The 17,496-nt window shown below is 48.8% G+C and carries 14 protein-coding genes; all 14 read right to left on the reverse strand.

Going from position 1 to position 17,496, the window contains the following annotated elements; translation table 11 throughout:
• Positions 1–14 precede the first annotated feature (14 nt).
• On the reverse strand, positions 15–572 hold the full coding sequence (locus tag P22_RS03130) for a hypothetical protein (RefSeq protein ID WP_054258746.1): 558 nt from the start codon (positions 570–572) through the stop codon (positions 15–17).
• A gap of 329 nt (positions 573–901) precedes the next feature.
• Positions 902–3,796 carry a sigma 54-interacting transcriptional regulator gene (locus P22_RS03135; protein WP_235814536.1) on the reverse strand — a complete coding sequence of 965 codons (2,895 nt, stop codon included), beginning with the start codon at positions 3,794–3,796 and terminating at the stop codon, positions 902–904.
• A gap of 110 nt (positions 3,797–3,906) precedes the next feature.
• On the reverse strand, positions 3,907–4,557 hold the full coding sequence (locus P22_RS03140) for a class II aldolase/adducin family protein (RefSeq protein WP_235814537.1): 651 nt from the start codon (positions 4,555–4,557) through the stop codon (positions 3,907–3,909).
• Between the two features lie 67 nt (positions 4,558–4,624).
• Positions 4,625–5,974 carry a PTS galactitol transporter subunit IIC gene (locus P22_RS03145; RefSeq protein WP_054258748.1) on the reverse strand — a complete coding sequence of 450 codons (1,350 nt, stop codon included), beginning with the start codon at positions 5,972–5,974 and terminating at the stop codon, positions 4,625–4,627.
• 16 nt (positions 5,975–5,990) lie between these two features.
• Positions 5,991–6,284, reverse strand: coding sequence for a PTS sugar transporter subunit IIB (locus tag P22_RS03150; protein WP_054258749.1), 294 nt, complete (start codon positions 6,282–6,284; stop codon positions 5,991–5,993).
• Positions 6,285–6,357: 73 nt separating this feature from the next.
• A complete protein-coding gene (locus tag P22_RS03155; protein ID WP_235814539.1) occupies positions 6,358–6,825 on the reverse strand; it encodes a PTS sugar transporter subunit IIA in 468 nt (155 codons plus the stop codon).
• A gap of 28 nt (positions 6,826–6,853) precedes the next feature.
• Positions 6,854–7,039, reverse strand: a complete 186-nt coding sequence (locus tag P22_RS03160) for a hypothetical protein (RefSeq protein WP_054258751.1) — start codon at positions 7,037–7,039, stop codon at positions 6,854–6,856.
• 169 nt (positions 7,040–7,208) lie between these two features.
• The gene (locus P22_RS03165) at positions 7,209–9,596 is read right to left on the reverse strand and encodes a glycogen/starch/alpha-glucan phosphorylase (RefSeq protein ID WP_054258752.1); all 2,388 of its coding nucleotides are present in this window, start codon (positions 9,594–9,596) and stop codon (positions 7,209–7,211) included.
• 502 nt (positions 9,597–10,098) lie between these two features.
• On the reverse strand, positions 10,099–10,788 hold the full coding sequence (gene araD, locus P22_RS03170) for an L-ribulose-5-phosphate 4-epimerase (protein ID WP_054258753.1): 690 nt from the start codon (positions 10,786–10,788) through the stop codon (positions 10,099–10,101).
• A gap of 55 nt (positions 10,789–10,843) precedes the next feature.
• On the reverse strand, positions 10,844–11,893 hold the full coding sequence (locus tag P22_RS03175) for a galactitol-1-phosphate 5-dehydrogenase (RefSeq protein ID WP_054258814.1): 1,050 nt from the start codon (positions 11,891–11,893) through the stop codon (positions 10,844–10,846).
• Positions 11,894–12,175: 282 nt separating this feature from the next.
• On the reverse strand, positions 12,176–13,603 hold the full coding sequence (locus tag P22_RS03180) for a PTS galactitol transporter subunit IIC (RefSeq protein WP_054258754.1): 1,428 nt from the start codon (positions 13,601–13,603) through the stop codon (positions 12,176–12,178).
• Positions 13,604–13,630: 27 nt separating this feature from the next.
• On the reverse strand, positions 13,631–13,936 hold the full coding sequence (locus P22_RS03185; protein ID WP_054258755.1) for a PTS sugar transporter subunit IIB: 306 nt from the start codon (positions 13,934–13,936) through the stop codon (positions 13,631–13,633).
• Between the two features lie 37 nt (positions 13,937–13,973).
• Entirely contained in the window at positions 13,974–14,423 is a 450-nt protein-coding gene (locus P22_RS03190) for a PTS sugar transporter subunit IIA (RefSeq protein ID WP_054258756.1), read from the reverse strand.
• 48 nt (positions 14,424–14,471) lie between these two features.
• The gene (locus P22_RS03195) at positions 14,472–17,366 is read right to left on the reverse strand and encodes a sigma 54-interacting transcriptional regulator (protein WP_054258757.1); all 2,895 of its coding nucleotides are present in this window, start codon (positions 17,364–17,366) and stop codon (positions 14,472–14,474) included.
• Positions 17,367–17,496 lie beyond the last annotated feature (130 nt).

A 17,496-nucleotide genomic window follows, 5' to 3' on the forward strand; every position in this document is an offset into this window, starting at 1 on the left:
TCAATGCGCTTATATTAGCTGCTCCAGGAAGCACTGTCCCAGGCAGTACCCGTGTTCTCATAGGACTGAACCGCCATATTCAGCACCTGCTGTAACAGGGAAGTGCTGTTGGTGGTGTCTTCCGTATCCTCGCTGCTGCCGGAAAGGCTTCCCATATCGTTCGGAGGAGGCGGCATCATACGTGACATGGTGTCCTGGTTTTTCTCTGTCGCGCCGGAAACCGTATCCCCGGTTTCGGCCGACGTTTCCGCAGGCATGATCATTGGAGGTGCCGGCGGCATCATAGCTAAAGCCGTCAAGCCTGACACGGCATCCTGCCCGCTATCATCCAACTGGGTTTGCAGTGAGTTTTCTTCCATACCACTTTCACTTGTGGCCACCGGAAGAATTCCCTGGCTCATTACACCGCTGAATAAAGACTGAGCTGCATCGCTGTCCAGCGTCGTGCTTGTTTCATCGGAATCGGCTATTCCGCTCGTAAACTGGGCACTGCCGGCCTGCGTATTACTAAAACTGTTCCGGTAGTAGATCTCATATAACCAACTACTATCGTTAACGGAAGAAATCGACATATCCTTATTCTCCTTTACTGTTTGATTGTCACTCTGAAACTCCCTCATTGCCTATTGTCGGACTGCAGAGTTGGAACGCCCTTTGAATATGCTGTTCTTTTTTCCGGACCTCCATGACGCAAAAATAAAAAGGGTATTTCAAACTAGGCTAACGCCTGTTGAAATACCCTTTGATAGCTTAACAACAACATATTGCCAAATACCCACTTGGTACTTTTGTCGAAACAAAAGTACCAAAAATTCTTCGGACCGTCTTTTTCCAGAACGGACGGGTAAGACCGGAGAACGAAACAAATCCTGATTACCTAGCAAACTGCCGGCAATCTGTCTCAGCCTTGCAGTAAGATATGCTTTATCTCGCTGGGTTGGGTTGCTTCCAGCAATCTTGCCAGGATGCCCTCGTCGGTAAGCTTCGCCCCCAATTCCTGAACGATCTCCTTTCCGTTGGTCGCCACCGCCATTAAGCAAACGACATTAACCCGGTAATTTTCCCCCCAGGGAACAGCCTCGGGAAAGATGGCCAGGGCGATAGCCGTCTGCTTGACATAGCGGGGATCCTCGCCATGCGGAATGGCCACCCGCAAGCTGAGAACCGGCACGCCGATCAATTCACGCTTGACAACATCAGTGGCAAATTCCGGCTTAACCAGATCCCGCGAAAGCAGGTTTCCGGTCAATAGTTCAATAATTTGCGGCTTGGTCAGTTCCGGATCGGGGAAAAAAATCAACTCTTCCTGAAGGACTCCGGCCAGGGTCGCCCCGGGGCCCGTCACCGGCTGCAGCACAGCCGGAAATTTGCCGTTCAGCACCTGATCCACCGTAATAAAAGGAACCCCTGGAAGCCCGGGATCCAGCGTGCCAATCACGGCTTTGATCGTACAACTGCGGGTAATATCACGGACTTGCCGGATAAAAGCCTGCCGGTCGGCCAACCCCAGACAAATAATTTCCATGCCGGACTGCCGGGCGGTCAACCGGCGCTCCAATTCCCGCTGTAATTGCACGGCCGCACCCTTCCCGGTAATACAGACGGCTAACATAACGGCTTTATTTTTATCTGCCGCCTGGCCGGCCAACGCTTCCAGGCCAGGATTTTCATTGTACAAATACTGCGGAGCCAGCGTATCCGCCAGTTCGTCCAGATCAGCCTCCGGCAGCAAAGCCCGCCGGACGGCTTCGATCACCATCATGGTACATACCGGTCCCACGGAACGAACCGGGATACCGGTCAGTTCGGTAATCTGAGAGCCGAATTTAGCCAGCGACCCCATATCCACCAAAAGCAGCACGCCTTTTCCTTCATCAATCTGCAGAACAATCTCGATGGTGCGTTCCAATGCCGTCTCCGGCCTTTCATCCAGCGACATTTCCACCGCTCTGGCGTGATTGACTCCCAGCAGCCGGTTGGCAACCTCCGCCATTCCTGCCGCCACATGCCCGTGGGACAGGACCAGGATTCCAACCCGTCCTTCCACATCCTGCCGGCAATACATCGTCAGATACAGGGTAATAAATCCGATTTCCTCTTCCGGCAATTTGATGCCGGTATGCTCCCGGAAACATTCCGCCATCTCCCGGGCAATGGCAAATTCTCCGGCATACTCCTCCCTGGTCTTTTCCAAATGAGGATTGATAATCAGTTTGTTTTGTTTCAGCCGTTTCAGCGTTTCCGTCAAATGAATCGCCAACCCGACAACAATGCGTTCTTTAGGACGGGTCAAAATACCGGCAGCCTTTTCCAGCATGCGCTCCACAATGTCTACGATCGGCTGCCCCACCACTTTATATAAGTCCGCCTTGATGACCGGTTCGGAAGATTCATCCGCCCGTTTAATCCATTTCCAAAGTTTAGCCTCCAGCTCCGCGCCGATGATCCGGTTGATTTCCTTCTGGGAAACGCCCTGGCGTGACAGGCTTTCATATTGCTCTTCAATATAAGAATAGATTTCCCGCGGCAGGGAATACAGTTCATCCATATAGACCATATTCTCTTTTCCCGGCAGGATTTCACAGTTGGCAATACGCAGTTTATCCAGCTTGTCGTGTTGATGACGTACTTTTAACAAACCGCGGCGGGCATGGGGCGGCAGATCGGCCATAGTAATGCTGATGGTTTGACTGCCGCTGGTGATTAAATTCAAAAATCCCCGTGCACAGGCAACCTGTATATCGGCCGACAGTTGTCCGATATTGCCGACACAGTCGTACAACAACAGTGATTTTAACACATCGGCATCAATGCTTAACGCATTGCCGGTGCGCTGGGCTTCATGTTTAAAGAAATACTGAATGAGAGAAAGACGTTCCGCCAGCGGACGTTCCTGTAGACTCGGCAGTTCAATCACCATCGGGACGCGCCGGCGAAAGGTGGCCAGCAAAGCCGCCGACTGTATCTCCGTTGTGGCCATGACCAGCATCACACTGACCTCCCGCAGGCTTTCGGTTTCTCCCATCCGTCTGAAAAATCCCTTATCAATTAAATAAAATAAAATTTCCTGTCCTTCCGGCGGCAGCCGGTGCACCTCATCCAAAAAAAGGATTCCGCCATCGGCTTTTTCAATCAGTCCGGCTTTAGGACGGTCGGCACCGGTAAAGGCCCCTTTGGTGTGTCCGCATAACTGTGAAAGCAGCAATTGCGGATTATCCGCATAATCGGCACAATTAAAGACGACAAACGGAGCGTGGGCCGGGAGTTTTCCCGAATCAACGGCAAACCGGTACATCGCTTCCGCCAGATCACTTTTGCCAACCCCGGTTGCCCCCAGCAGCAGAGTATGGAGTCCTCTCGGCGGATACAGGATAGCGGCTTTAGCCTGCTCAATGACAGGAAACAGGCTTCCTTTCTGGCCGATCAAATTGCTGAAAGCCCGTCCGGCAAACTCCCTGCCGGACGGTTCCTTCTGCCCGCATGAAGGCAACTGGGCGGCAGGTTCACTGGTTAATGCCGCCGGCTGATGCAGCAGCTGCTCAATCGTAAACCGTGACACGGAAAACCCTAAGTGTTTCAGCTTTTCGGTTACACCCCGCTTGGATATTTCCGGATTACTCGCCAGAATCTGCCGGATGCCGGCATACAAAAGCGGGCGCCGGCGTTCGCGGGAGTCAGGGATGTTCAGCTTCTGCCGCAATAGGGTTACTTCACTGCGTGAGATTGCCAGCTGCTTGGCCAGGATTTCATCGGTATATGGATTTTTCTTATCTTCACTGTCAATCAATCTGCACAACCGTTCTTCCTTTACCCCAACAGCAATCTCCCCTTTGCAAGCTTAGATATTGTAACTAGGATTCCCCATTCTATGTTATCATGTTTATGTAAATTACGTAAGCATATAGCTTACTGGTTTTGCCCGTAAGTGTACAAAAAGACGTTGCGGGCTTTATCAATTTCCGCTTGTTCCAGCGGTATCGGCTCTCCCTTGCATTTTGCCAGATGATAGACTTTAGCGCCGTCCTCCAGCATGACCGCCGCTACCAGAGCGTGTCTGACCGATTTGCCGACGGCAATGACACCGTGATTAGCCAGCAGGCAGGCATTTTTATCACCGATCACTTCCATGACTGCCGGGCCGATAGCATTTTCCGCTACCGGGGTATACCTGGCAACGGGCACACTCCCGCCCACTTCATTGGCCAGCGTGGTGCTGCAGCAGGGTATTTCCTGATGCAGCATGGCAAAACTGCAGGCATAGGGAGAATGGGTATGGATGATGCCATACAGGCTGGGTTTATGCCGGTACAGATAAAGATGGTCCCTGGTATCAACCGAGGCTTTCCATTTTCCGTCTACCGTATTGCCGTCACCGTCAACAATTACAATATCTTCCGGCGCCAGTCCTTCATAATCCATTCCGCTGGGAGTGATGGCAATATACCCGGTTTCCGGGTCACGTCCGCTTACATTCCCCCCGGTGAGGGTTACCAGACCGTAGCGGATCAGTTGCAGTGAAGCCTCCAGCACTTCTTTGCGAAGATTTTCCAACAACATAATCTTTTCCTCCCTTTTCTTTGCTACAGGTGTTTCCCGGTCTTTCTGCCGGAAAACACCTGTAGCGTTACACTTCCATATTTTGTTTATTGTTCCGGCGTTTGGTTATTTTGATATTCAGATAGGCCATAGCGGCAATGACCGCTGCCAGGACGGCCACACCGGCCCCTTTGAGTCCGGTGAGCTGCAGAATCACCCAGGTCAGCGGGTTGGCACCGTCACAAATGGAGGCAATCTGCGTAGCTCCGCTGGGCATCTGGAAATTGGCGTTGATGGCCAGTTGGGTATGCAGCGGAGCCATATCGGTGGCGATCAAAAGTCCCACCGTTACCATAACCAAACCGACAATAAAGGTGCGGAACACATTTCCTTTCGTAACCGGAACCACCATGGCCAGCATAAACGGCAGAACGGCTAAATCGGCAAAGGGCAACACACGATTGCCGGGCAGTACCGCCGCCAGCACGATGGTGATCGGCACCAGCACCAGTGCGGCCGCCATACAAGCCGGATGACCGATGGCTACGGCCGAATCCAGGCCGATATAAATTTTACCGGCATTTTTAAACCGTTTTTGGATAAACTGCTGGGCTGAGTCGGATATGGGCAGCAGTCCTTCCATCAGCATGGCTGCCATTTTCGGAATCAGTACCAGACAACCGCCCATGGTAATACCTACGGTCAGAATGGTTTTTACGTCATAGCCGGCCAGAATGCCGATGATTAAGCCCAGCACACTGCCGATAATGATCGGCTCACCGAATATGCCGAACTTTTCCTGCAGCGTCTCCGGATCAGCCTTAATATCCCTTACGCCGGGAATCATATCAATGAGCTTATTAATGACAAGGGCAATCGGAACATAGGCGGCCGAAAAGCCATGCGGCAGCGAAACACCGGGCAGCTTGTTGTATTCTTCTACACCGGGAGCCGTCCAGTCCGCCAGATAAAAGACGATGATCATGTTCACGACGGCAGCAAAACCACCCCATAGAATACTATCCGTCGCGGCTGTTACCAAAGCACCGGTAAAAGCAAAATGCCAGTAATCCCAAATGTCCACATCAATCGTTCTGGTTTGCTTGGTAAGCAGCAGGATAATATTGACGGCCAAACCAATAGGAATAATAATGGCTCCCACGGTAGAGGCAAAGGCAATCGCAGCGGCTGCCGGCCAGCCCACATCAATCACGGTTAAATGCAGCCCCAGCCTTTCCACCATAGTATGCGAGGCCGGCCCCAGCGTACTGGTCAACAGTCCGATAACCAGATTCAGGCCGATAAACCCCACGCCAACCGTAAGGCCGGAGCGGATAGCCCGGCTCAGTTTCGCTCCCAGACACACTCCCAGGAGGGTAATGATGATCGGCATCATTACACTGGCACCCAGGCTGACAATATAATTGATAATTTCCATAACCCCATCCCCCTTATTAAATCTTGAGAAGGCCAATGATTTCTTCTACTACCTGATCAACGCCGACTCCGGTTAAAAACGCCGTCCCCAGCACAACCGGAATATTGATTTTGGCCGATACCTGTGTCGTTGCCACTACCAGATCATTTTCTCCCGCCATGGAAGCAAGCTCGGCAATTTTGCATTGATTAATTTTTACCAGTTTCAATTTTCCTCTCTTATCCAGTGCATCTTTCAGTTTGTTAATTGCCATTGTCGAAGTACATACTCCCGTTCCACAAGCCACCAAAATTCGTTTTTCACCAGCCATTTTCATAACCCCCTCTTATTTTTCCCTACTTTTTTCATCCCCGCCGGTTCGGTCGTAACTCCCCTCCCTTCCTTTAACCTGCCAGTGCGGCCAGCAGCAGCCGATAGGCTGTCTTCACATCTTTTGCTGCTGACAGTGAGCGCAGCAATACTTTATTCCCGAATAAAACCACCAGCTTTTCGAGAAATTTAGGCTGATCATGCGCATTTTTTAAAGCCAGCATAAAAATGATGGAAACATCGATTTCTTTTTGCGGATTGTCCATACTGGCAACGCGGACCGGTTTTTCCAGCACCCCCACCGCGATGGCCGGCTGCAGAACATGCTCAACATCGGTATGCGGCAAAGCCACATTGATTTCACCGGTACACAATCCGGTAGGGAAGGTGCTCTCCCGGTTCAGCAGTGCCTTAAAATAACTGTCCTTGACATAACCATAGTGCTGTAAACCCTGCGCCAGTTGGGCAAAAGCTTCTTCCCGCCCGTCCGCCCGCAGGGGGACTTGCATTAATTTTTCATTTAGTAATTGACTAAAATTCACTACGCCTAAACCCTCCTTTGACCGTTCGTTATTTTCCATTGTGCAGCCGCTGTGATGGCCTGAGAAAAAGTGCTGCTGTCAGCGATTCAACTATATTTATTGCAAATATCATGCCAAACAAAATATACTCTGACCGCAAGGCACTGCTTACTTTCTCCCCGCTTTTTCCGGCAGTACGGCAAGCCCGCTTTTCAAATTCAGATAATTTTAACAATTCATGCCACCCTGTCCTCGTTTAACATTATCTGCCCGCTGTAACCCGGTTTGGCATTTTTGGTTATATTCCGCAAAAAACAGGAGAGGGGCTCCAAACGGTAAAAAACCATTTGAGCCCCTCTCCTGTCTTCCGGTGGACGCAGGTGCGGCTAATAACACAACCGGGATTAGCCGCGAAAATAAGATGGACGAATATGCCAGATGCCGTCGGCATATTCCTTTACGGTGTAGTCACTGGAAAAGCGTCCGGCCTGAGCAATGTTAGTAATCGCCATTTTCCAGCGCTGCCTTTCGTCACGAAACAGCTGATCAATGGTTTGCTGCGCCTCAACATAGGCGGCAAAATCCTGCAACTCCAGAAAATGGCCGCTAGGCTGCAACAAATAATCATACAACGGCTTGAATTCATCGCCAATGACCGGCAGGCTGCCGTCAATCAACTGATTAACGCATTGTCTCACCCGTTCGTCCTGCTGATAAATAGGTAAGGGATTGCACCGTCCTGTACGGTAGCACTCCGCCGCTTCCCCGGCCGTCAGGCCAAAAATGATAATATTGTCCTCTCCTACCGCTTCCCTGATTTCCACATTGGCGCCATCCAGCGTCCCCACGGTAATGGCACCGTTCAGCATGAATTTCATGTTGCTGGTGCCGGAGGCTTCCTTGCCGGCGGTAGAAATTTGTTCGCTGACATCGGCGGCGGGTATGATGCGTTCCGCCAGTGTTACTCCGTAATTTTCCAAAAATACAATTTTGATCTTGTCTTTTATCGTTTTATCGGCATTAACCTTTCTCGCCAGGACATTGATCAACTGAATTATTTTTTTGGCCAGGTAGTAGCCGGGTGCGGCTTTTCCGGCAAAAAGAAAGGTCCGGGGCAGCACATCCAGATTGGGATTATCCCGCAGCCGGTTATACAGTTCCATGATCCGTAAAACGTTTAATAGCTGGCGTTTATAAGCATGAATGCGCTTAATATGAACATCGAAAATAGAACGGCAGTCCAGGGCTACGTGGTAGGTTTCATTGATCAGCCTGGCTAATTGCTGCTTGCGCTCGGTTTTGATTGCTGCTACTTTTTCCTGAAATGCCGCGTCTTCGGCATGGGCCTGCAAATTCTTCAACATTGCCGGTTGATGCAGCCAGCCGGGTCCAAGCGTATCGGTTATCAGGTCGGCCAGGCCGGGGTTGGCGCCAAGAAGCCAGCGGCGGTGCGTAATCCCGTTGGTTTTATTATTAAACTTTCCGGGAGTGTGCTGATAAAAGAGGTGTAAGAGGTCTTTTTGCAGTATGGAGCTATGTAATGCGGCGACACCGTTGACGCTGTAGCTGCCTGCAACTGCCAAGTGAGCCATTTTAACAAATCCGTCGGCAATTACAGCCATGGCGGCAATCCGGCCCCATTCACCGGGATAATGCTGCCAAAGCTCGGCGCAAAACCGTTCATTAATTTCATGGATGATTTCATAAATACGCGGCAGCAGGCTCTGAACTTCAGAAACAGGCCATTTTTCCAGAGCTTCGGGCAGAACGGTGTGATTCGTATAGGATATAGTGCGCGTGGTAATCCGCCAGGCTTCATCCCAGCCCATGCCTTCCTCGTCCAGCAAAATCCGCATAAGTTCCGGAATGGCTAAAGCCGGATGCGTATCATTGATATGGACGGCAACCCGGTCGGCCAGGGTGGAAAGATCAGTGCCCTGTTTCCGCCTGATATGGCGGACAATGCTCTGCAGGCCGGCCGATACGAGAAAATATTCCTGCACCAGCCGGAGGATGCGTCCTTCTTCATAACGGTCGTCGGGATACAAAATTTGCGAAATAGACTCCACCCAGTTCTTATATTCCAGTAATTTACGGTAATCATCAGGAGCCAGACTAGAATAGCTTAAACCGGAGGTGTCTTGTACTTCGGCACTCCATAGCCGCAGGGTATTCACCGTACTATTTTCATAGCCAATAAGCGGAATATCATAAGGAACTGCTTTTACAACGCCCAGCGGTGCCCCAAAGCGCACTTCGACCGCTTTATTGGGTTTGCGGTATTCCCAGATATTCAGGTCTTTTAACCAGGTATCAGGCTTTTCAATCTGCATGTCGTTGATAATGGACTGCTCAAACAAACCGTAGGTATACCGGATGCCGCAGCCGTGTCCGGGCAATCCGAGCGATGCCATGGATTCGAGAAAGCACGAAGCCAGCCGGCCCAGCCCGCCGTTGCCAAGGCTGGCATCATGCTCGGCATCAGCCAGTTCCTGGTAATCAATGCCGAGTTCGGCAAGCACGTCAATCCACAAATCCCGGAGGCCCAAACTGCGCAAATTACTGTCCAGGAGACGCCCCGGCAAAAATTCAATGGAAAAATAATAAACCTGTTTTTGTTTTTCCACATCATAACGACGCGTGGTATCTACCCAGTGCTGTCCGATATGGTCCCTTACCAGGCTGGCCAGCGCTGCGTATTTTTCATAAGTAGACGCTTCGTCCAGACCGGTTCCCGCCAAAGCTAACAGCCGCTGGCGAAAGACCTGTTTATACTGCTCTTTGGTTAACAATAGACTCCCCTCCTTATTTTGACTATAGACTTGGACGCATCCGGCTCCGCCGGGCCTCTTGCCTAATGTCCCCACCTCTCTTTTCAAGATATTATTTTTATTATTTAAATATATTTAAATAATATGGGAGAAAAAGACCAGTGGGTTACCGGTCATGTATATGGCGTCTATTGATTTATTTACGGCTGGATTCATGGCTTGAAATCTGCATTGGTATATTTACATTATAAATCATACAGAAGCTGTTATAAAGGATTAATCTCTTGTTATCCGTATTAACCGGCGCCAAACCCATGTTGTGAAACGACATCGTATTTATGCCCGGCAATTACCGAGAAAGGTTAGCCTGCGCTGGGCCAGTTTTTTACGGTTACCTCCTGTCCAACGAAGAAAAAACTGAAACAACTGCTTCGTCTTACTATATCGGTTTTTCTCCCCAAACAAAAACAGCTTTCCCGCCTTGTGCCCGGAAAGCTGTTTTTGTTGTATGCATTGTCCCGTACTACGCCTGCCCGTAATAGGCACCGCTGCCGTGTTTGCGTAAAAAGTGCTTATCCAGCAGCGACTGCTGGATCGACCCCGCCGCACTGTTCAGGTGTACAGTGTGGTAAGCCATATGACAGATCTCCTCCAGAATGACGGCATTATGCACGGCATCATCGGGATCTTTGCCCCAGGCAAACGGGCCGTGATTGCAAACCAATACACCGGGAATAGCCATAATATCCTTCTGACCAAAAGTCTCAATAATGACATGGCCGGTTTCCTTTTCATAATCACCGGAAATTTCCTGGTCAGTCAGGGCACGCGTGCAGGGGACCTTGCCGTAAAAATGATCGGCATGGGTCGTTCCCAAAGCCGGCAGGCTCTGACCGGACTGCGCCCAGATGGTAGCCCAGGTTGAATGAGTGTGCACGATGCCGCCCAGTTCCGGATAGCGTTTATATAATACCAGATGGGTCGGCGTATCGGACGACGGTCTAAGCTTGCCGTCAACCTGTTTTCCTTCCAAATCCAGCACCACCATGTCCTCGGCCGTCATTTTTTCATAGTCAACCCCGCTGGGTTTAATGACGACCAGCCCTTTTTCACGATCAATACCGCTTACATTTCCCCAGGTGAATTTAACCAGACCGAACTCCGGCAAAGCCAGGTTGGCTTGCAGGACTTTTGCTTTTAACTCTTCCAGCATAGTAATCCCCTCTCTCTTTTTACTATTCTTCGCCAGACGATAGAACGAACCGGTGCTACAGTGCGACCAAAACCTTATTGAAGGAAATTCTGCGATTGGCAATATCGTCTAAATACCGGGCCAGCTCTTCCAGTTTGATTTTATGTGAAATCATCGGTTTAAAGGCCAGTTTACCCTGAGCCATAAATTCCACGGTAGCTTGCCAGGCCTTGCCGGGATACGGCGCCGAATAGGAGTTCCAGGAACCTTGAATGCTGATTTCCCCTCGCAGTACCGCCTCGATGGATTTTTCCTGCAGCAGCAGTTCCGAATGGGAAATTCCTAAAAAGACAACTTTGCCATGTTTTTTTACCGCCAAAATGGCCTGTTCCTGCGTAATTTTGCTGCCCGCCGTTTCCAACGCCACCTGCGCTCCGCCGCCGGTTATTTCCTTAATACGCTGTACCGGATCACATTCCCGGGCATTGACGACGATGTCGGCACCCAGTGTTTTGGCCAGTTCCAGTTTTTCCGGGAAAATATCCACCGCAATCACCCTGGCGGCACCAAACAGTTTGGCCCATTGCAGCGTAAGCTGGCCGATCGGGCCGCAGCCCATCACTACTGCCGTATCGCCGGCCGCTATACCGCTTTTGGCCACGCCATGATAACCGATGGTCGCCGGCTCAATTCCGGCTGCCGTTTCATAATCCAGACTGTCGGGCAGCGGTAAAATATGACGGGCCGGAACTTTCGTGTATTCGGCAAAGGCTCCGTCACTGCCGGTACCGATAATATTGTACTGCTCACACAGGCCGAAATTTCCTCCCCTGCAATACTCGCAGGTGCCGCAGGGAATTAACGGTGCCACTGCTACCCGGTCGCCAACGGCAAGTCCGGTTACTTTCGTCCCCACCTCGGCAATCTCGCCGCAAAACTCATGCCCTAGAATAAGTGGATATTTCCGCGCCCCGCTAATCATAGCCCGCGGTATATCCGAACCACAAATACCGGCATATTTGACTTTTACCAAAACGTCCTGACCGCCGATTGCCGGAATATCAACCCTTTCACAGCGGATATCTTTCAGGCCGTGAATTACAGCGGCTTTCATTTTTCCTTTCATGCCATCTTCTCCTTTCGCCAATAAGCAAGACAATTCCAACATATATACATCTATGCAAAACCTGTGCCAAACAAAAAATGATTCTATCTTCCTGGCCGACTCCGTAAAATCAGGCGTTGGCGGCTGTCCTGCTACATTTTCCAAACCAAGACTTACATTTTGTGAATGATGTACGAATTGTGTGAGGCCACCGAGTGCAACAAAAATATCATCCGTGCTATATGCAAACAGGCCGCAGAACAACAAGTGCTGTCCTGCGGCCTGTTTGCAAAAATTCAATTGTTAAGCATTGACCGGATTATTGGAGTTTCCATTATCCACAGTATTTTTCATCGCATTTTGATCTAAATAATCATACACGGCTTCTTTATTCTTCCTGAACAGGAAGTATAATACCAGATACACGGCAACTGAAAGTGCAATCAAGAGCGGCGACTGGCTTAAGAAGGCCAGGAAGACCAGGCCCATAAGCGGTTTGCCCAGAATATTAAAGCTGGTAATGAGCAATGCGCCTACCGGCAGGTTAACCCCTACTGTCGAGCAAATCTGAGTAAACAGCGGTGCCGTATAGGTGCACATGTATAGACCGGCACTAAACCAGATGGCCCCTGTGATTAAAACCTTAAAGATGTTGCCGTTCACCAGTGGCACAATTCCCTGCACCATGAAAGGCAGCGCCAGAAGGTCGACAACCGGCAGCACCTGGTTGCCCGGCAGGGCAATAGCCAAAAATACCATGATGGGAATGAGGATGATACCGGAGATTAAAGTAGCCGGCTCGCCATACCCGGTAGCGTCATTGACCCCCAGGAACCACTGACGGGCTTTGGTATCTTTTTTGATGGATTTTCTGGCTGCCTCGGTAATCGGCAGGAAGGCTTGGGCAAACAGGCCGGCTACCCTGGGGAAAATCGCCATGATCGAACTGGTCGCAATCCCCATAACGGCCACCTGCCCCCAGGCTGCCAAAGTTCCCAGATTTTTGAAATTACCCATAATACCGATAAAGATACCCAGTAACAGCCCAAGAGAAACCGGTTCACCGAAAAAGCCCAATTTTTTTTGCAGTTCCTGCGGGCTGAGTTTCACCTTATTTAATCCCAGCGCGTTCATAATCGGATCAAAAACCACGGTAAAAATGGCGGCTTCGATGTTATGCATGGCTATAATCGTGCAGTTCGGATATTTATAGTAGGTCGACCAGCGTTTGGCCATCAGTTCGGCAATCAACAGGCTGTACATATTGAGCAGAATCATGCAGCCCAGTGCCAACACCATGTTTTTCGTTACCAAATATACCATGGAACCCCATACCATATAGGAATAGTTGTTCCATAAATCGCCCGGCTGAAAAACCGAAGTCCATTTGGTTAAAAACAACACGGTTTGCACTACCAGCCCGATACCTAGGAAAATCATCCCGGCTTCCGTGGAGAACGCCACCAGGGCGGTTGCCTGCCAGCCTACATCAAAAACGGGGAGCTGGATGCCCGTGCCTTCCACCATCTTTTTGACAACCGGTGTAATAATCGGAGTAAATGCATTTAACAGCATGGTAAAGCCTTGCAAACCAACCCCGGCATACAGGGCGGAAAAGAACGATTTCTTCGTGTCCACTTTGAGTATTTTTGAGATAATGAAAATGATGACTGGGACAAAAATTGGAGCCCCAAACGTATCAAATACCGCTTTTAGTGTTTCAAGAAACATGTTTTTTCCTCCTTATTTAATAGTTTTTTATTTGTTTTCCAATTTTTCGATAACACTCATCACCTCTTCCAGAAACTCATCTTCTCCAAAACCGGTTAGAAAACCAAAGGCACTAATGGTGGGAATGCCATAATCGCCGTCCGGCAACGGACTGGTATGGGTAATAAAATCAAATTTCCCGCTCTGTGCCAGGTTTAACGCTTCCGTTGGCTTAGCCTCGGTGGCCATGATGGTAATACCTCTTTCTTCCATAGCATCTTTCAATTTTTCCGCAATCATGGAAGATGTCACTGTCCCGGAACCACATACCGATAATACATTAAAGCTTCTCATCATTTACACGCTCCTTAAGTTTAATTCATGCTCCGCACTACACAGCAAGGCAATTCAACAATTCTGCCGCCTGTTCTTTGGATTCCGCCGCTTTGATTTTCATTAACAATTCCTTGTTCTGAAAGATGGCCATTAGGTTCTTCAGCATCTTCACCTGTAAAGCGGGATCTTTGACCGCCAGCAAAAATACCAGTTCTACCTCCAGTTTTTCTTCCGGATTAATCATTGACCGAAATATCACCGGTTTTTTTAATGCCGCCAGGCCAATTGTAGACTGATTGACATGATTAGAATCGGTGTGCGGTATCGCCACATAGAAATTTCCTATCGACAGCCCGGTAGGCAGCGTCGTTTCCCTCGTCAGAACAGCATCTACATAACTGTCCTTTACATACTGTTTTTCCAGCATTAATTTGCCTAAATGTGTTATCACTTCATCTGAGGTTTTCGCCTCCATCCCCAGTACAAGTAAATCCAAATCCAACATCTTGTGCCCACTCCTTGATTGTAGTTTTTAAGTTTTTGGTATAGCTGGCTATTTGTTGCCTTTCATTTCTGCATAGAGCATTTGTTTAAACTGAACAATGTCCTGGCTATGCTTTAAGCCGTCAAGCAACTGCATATTTAGGAATGGCCGCAAAAGTCCTTTGACAATCTTTTTGTCATTGACCTTAAATGCCGGTAGGCAAACTAGCTCGGCTATCCCGTTTCCCCAGGCAATAGGCTGCGCAAGCCGGGCCACCACAACGGCCGATTTGTTTACAGCCAGCGAATCTCCATGGGGGAACGCAATTCCGCCCTTCATAAAAGTTGGTGCAATCTCCTCCCGCTTAAAAACCGATTCGAGAAATTCTTTCTTGACATACCCCTCATTAATCAGCAGGGAACACATCACTTCGATCAGCTCTTTTTGCGACCGTGCGTCAGAATCAAACACGAAAAGGTCGTCCGCCGCAAAACCGGCTAAATCGTCAAAATGCTGAGCATGAATGATATGGTCGAATTCCCGCAGACCGCTTTTTAGCAAATGAGGCTCATAAACGATAAAATTGATCCCTTCAATTTCCGGATTAATAGTCCCGATCATGGCCAGAATTTTATAACTCTGCTGAATCTCCCGGACTTTACCCTTTAGCTGTTCGTCCATTACACTGAGTTGAAATATGGTCACATTGGGGTATTTTTCCTCCAGCGTTTTGCGGATATGGCTGGCCGTACCTTCACCGGTCAGGCATAACGCTACCAAAGCCAGGGGTTTACTGCTTTCATCAATGGCCAGCAGCGGATAATTAAAGCGGGATTTCACCAAGCTGGAGTAAATTTCATCCAGTTCATTTTCCGGAATGGATGCCTTGCGGACGGCTTCAATGACGGTGAGCAAATCCACCCGGTCCAGTGTTCTGGTGGGAATCCCCAGATTATCGGCAACAATTTTCCCTACATTGGTCAGGGAACCCATATCCACCAAAAACAGAATACCTTTTCCTTCGTCAATAATTTTGGATATGCCAATGATCTTTTCATAAATAATGGAAGGCATTTCATTTAACGGCATGTCAATTGCCACCGGAAAATTTACACTCAGCAATTCTTTGACAACATTAACGATTTCGGTAGCAATGCGTCCATGGGAAACGACTACTACACTCACCCGATTTTTAAAGGGTTTTTTCTCAATTGCGGCTTTGATATACATCGCAATAAAGCCGATTTCGTCATCTGTTATATCAATTTGCTTGCTTTGCGCCAATTGTGCGGCAAATTGCACGGCTAAATGGTATTCTTTGGGGAAGTCCTGCTTGATTTTAGCAAGATTAATATTGATAATTTGCTGTTTCAGCCGGATGCGTTTAATGGTTTCATCCAGGTGGATGGCCAGGTGAGTAAAAATGCTTTCATTGACGTCATTGTACAAATGCTCCTGAATCAACTGCAGCCGCAGGTTTTTCACCAAATCGATAATATCCTTATCCACAATATTGACAAGTTCATTAAGTGAAAAGTATTTGTTTTTGGTATTGACATTGAGTTCCAGATTGTTAAATTTGTTAAGAATAAAGGTCCACAGTATTTCTTCGATTTCGGCATAGTCCATATTGAATTTGTTCAGTTCTTTGTACTTTTGCTCGATCTGCCGGTAGAAATCTTCCGGCAAAGAATGGGAACCATCCTGCATATTTTTGATGAAGTTTGCTTTACTGTTGACGAACGGGATAAACATCATGTCCTGAATGTACTTGCGGACTTTTACGATGTTTACGTCTTCCAGCGCAAAATCGTGCTGCATGCTGTTGGTCTCCAGCACGTCTTCATAACCAATGCTGATGACTTCACTGTCCTTGCCGATATATTTCATAAAGGCTCTGGCGCAAATCACCTGGACGGTGCTTTTTAACTGACCGATATTGCCGCTAAACCGTTTCAGGGACAAGATCTCGATGACTTTGGCCTCGACAAAAATCTTCTCGTTTACCCGGTTACATTCTTGCTGGAAAAAATCATAGATAATTTCCACTTTTTCAGCAAAAGAACGCTGTTGCAATGATGGAATGGAAATGATCATGGGTATGCGCCGTCTGAAGCTTAACAGCAGGCTGGATTCAATATTCTCGGTCGTCGCACCGATAAACATGATATTTACCTGGCGCTCGTCCTTGGTTTCCCCCAGTCTGCGAAACCGGCCGCGATCAAGTATAGAAAAGAGGATTTCTTGCCCTTTAGGCGGCAGCCTATGAATTTCATCTAAGAAAAGCATCCCGTTGTGCGCCTGCTCGACCAACCCTTCGGTATCACTGTCGGCACCGGTAAACGCGCCTTTTTTATACCCATATAACAGTGATAACAACAGCTGCGGATTATCGCCATAGTCTGCACAGTTAAACACAATGAAAGGTACCTGCTCGGCAATGACCTTCTTTTGCTTGGCAAAATTATACATACACTCGGCAAACTGCGTCTTACCTACACCGCTTTCCCCGATAATCAGCGTCGGCAGCCCAAACGGCGGGTACAAAATGGCTGACTTTGCCTGATTAATATGTTTTTCCAGACTGCCACGGAAACCTACCAGTGACTTAAACGGATCTTCCTGCGGTTTGACCTCCCGTTCTTCTTCCGCAGTCTCAATCAGCAGGTCCGTCTCTTTACAAAGTTCTTCCACCACATGACGGGAAATATCAAACCCCATCTCCATCAGCCGCTTGGTTATATCGGCAATCGTAGCCCTGCCGTTTTGCCGCAAAAGCTCTTCAATCGCTTTTTTCAAATGAGGTTTACGCCGTTCCCGTGAATTTCCCATATTCAGTTCTTTGCGAATCACGGTAACAGTTTCCCGCGTGGTTGACAGCATCTTGGCCAAACGTACATCGGTAAACGGATCCTTTGGGTTTTCCGAGCGTACAATATTGATCAGCTTTTCCTTTAACTCCATTACATAACCTCTCTTCTGCCTACTATAATTGCAAGTGCCGTGCCATACAAAAATACAAATTTCAAATTCCCGCCGACAAGCCATTTTTCAAGGCTATCCAAACGGCAGCTTACATTTTCCGAAATGTTCA

This window comes from Propionispora sp. 2/2-37 (genome assembly GCF_001298735.1).
Taxonomy (GTDB): domain Bacteria; phylum Bacillota; class Negativicutes; order Propionisporales; family Propionisporaceae; genus Propionispora.

What these genes read in the sequence shown, in the direction of transcription:
- P22_RS03130 (WP_054258746.1), bottom strand. Translation starts at nt 572, where the DNA reads ATGTCGATTTCTTCCGTTAACGATAGTAGTTGGTTATATGAGATCTAC.
- P22_RS03140 (WP_235814537.1), bottom strand. Translation starts at nt 4,557, where the DNA reads ATGTTGTTGGAAAATCTTCGCAAAGAAGTGCTGGAGGCTTCACTGCAA.
- P22_RS03145 (WP_054258748.1), bottom strand. Translation starts at nt 5,974, where the DNA reads ATGGAAATTATCAATTATATTGTCAGCCTGGGTGCCAGTGTAATGATG.
- P22_RS03150 (WP_054258749.1), bottom strand. Translation starts at nt 6,284, where the DNA reads ATGGCTGGTGAAAAACGAATTTTGGTGGCTTGTGGAACGGGAGTATGT.
- araD (WP_054258753.1), bottom strand. Translation starts at nt 10,788, where the DNA reads ATGCTGGAAGAGTTAAAAGCAAAAGTCCTGCAAGCCAACCTGGCTTTG.
- P22_RS03175 (WP_054258814.1), bottom strand. Translation starts at nt 11,893, where the DNA reads ATGAAAGGAAAAATGAAAGCCGCTGTAATTCACGGCCTGAAAGATATC.
- P22_RS03180 (WP_054258754.1), bottom strand. Translation starts at nt 13,603, where the DNA reads ATGTTTCTTGAAACACTAAAAGCGGTATTTGATACGTTTGGGGCTCCA.
- P22_RS03185 (WP_054258755.1), bottom strand. Translation starts at nt 13,936, where the DNA reads ATGAGAAGCTTTAATGTATTATCGGTATGTGGTTCCGGGACAGTGACA.
- P22_RS03190 (WP_054258756.1), bottom strand. Translation starts at nt 14,423, where the DNA reads ATGTTGGATTTGGATTTACTTGTACTGGGGATGGAGGCGAAAACCTCA.
- P22_RS03195 (WP_054258757.1), bottom strand. Translation starts at nt 17,366, where the DNA reads ATGGAGTTAAAGGAAAAGCTGATCAATATTGTACGCTCGGAAAACCCA.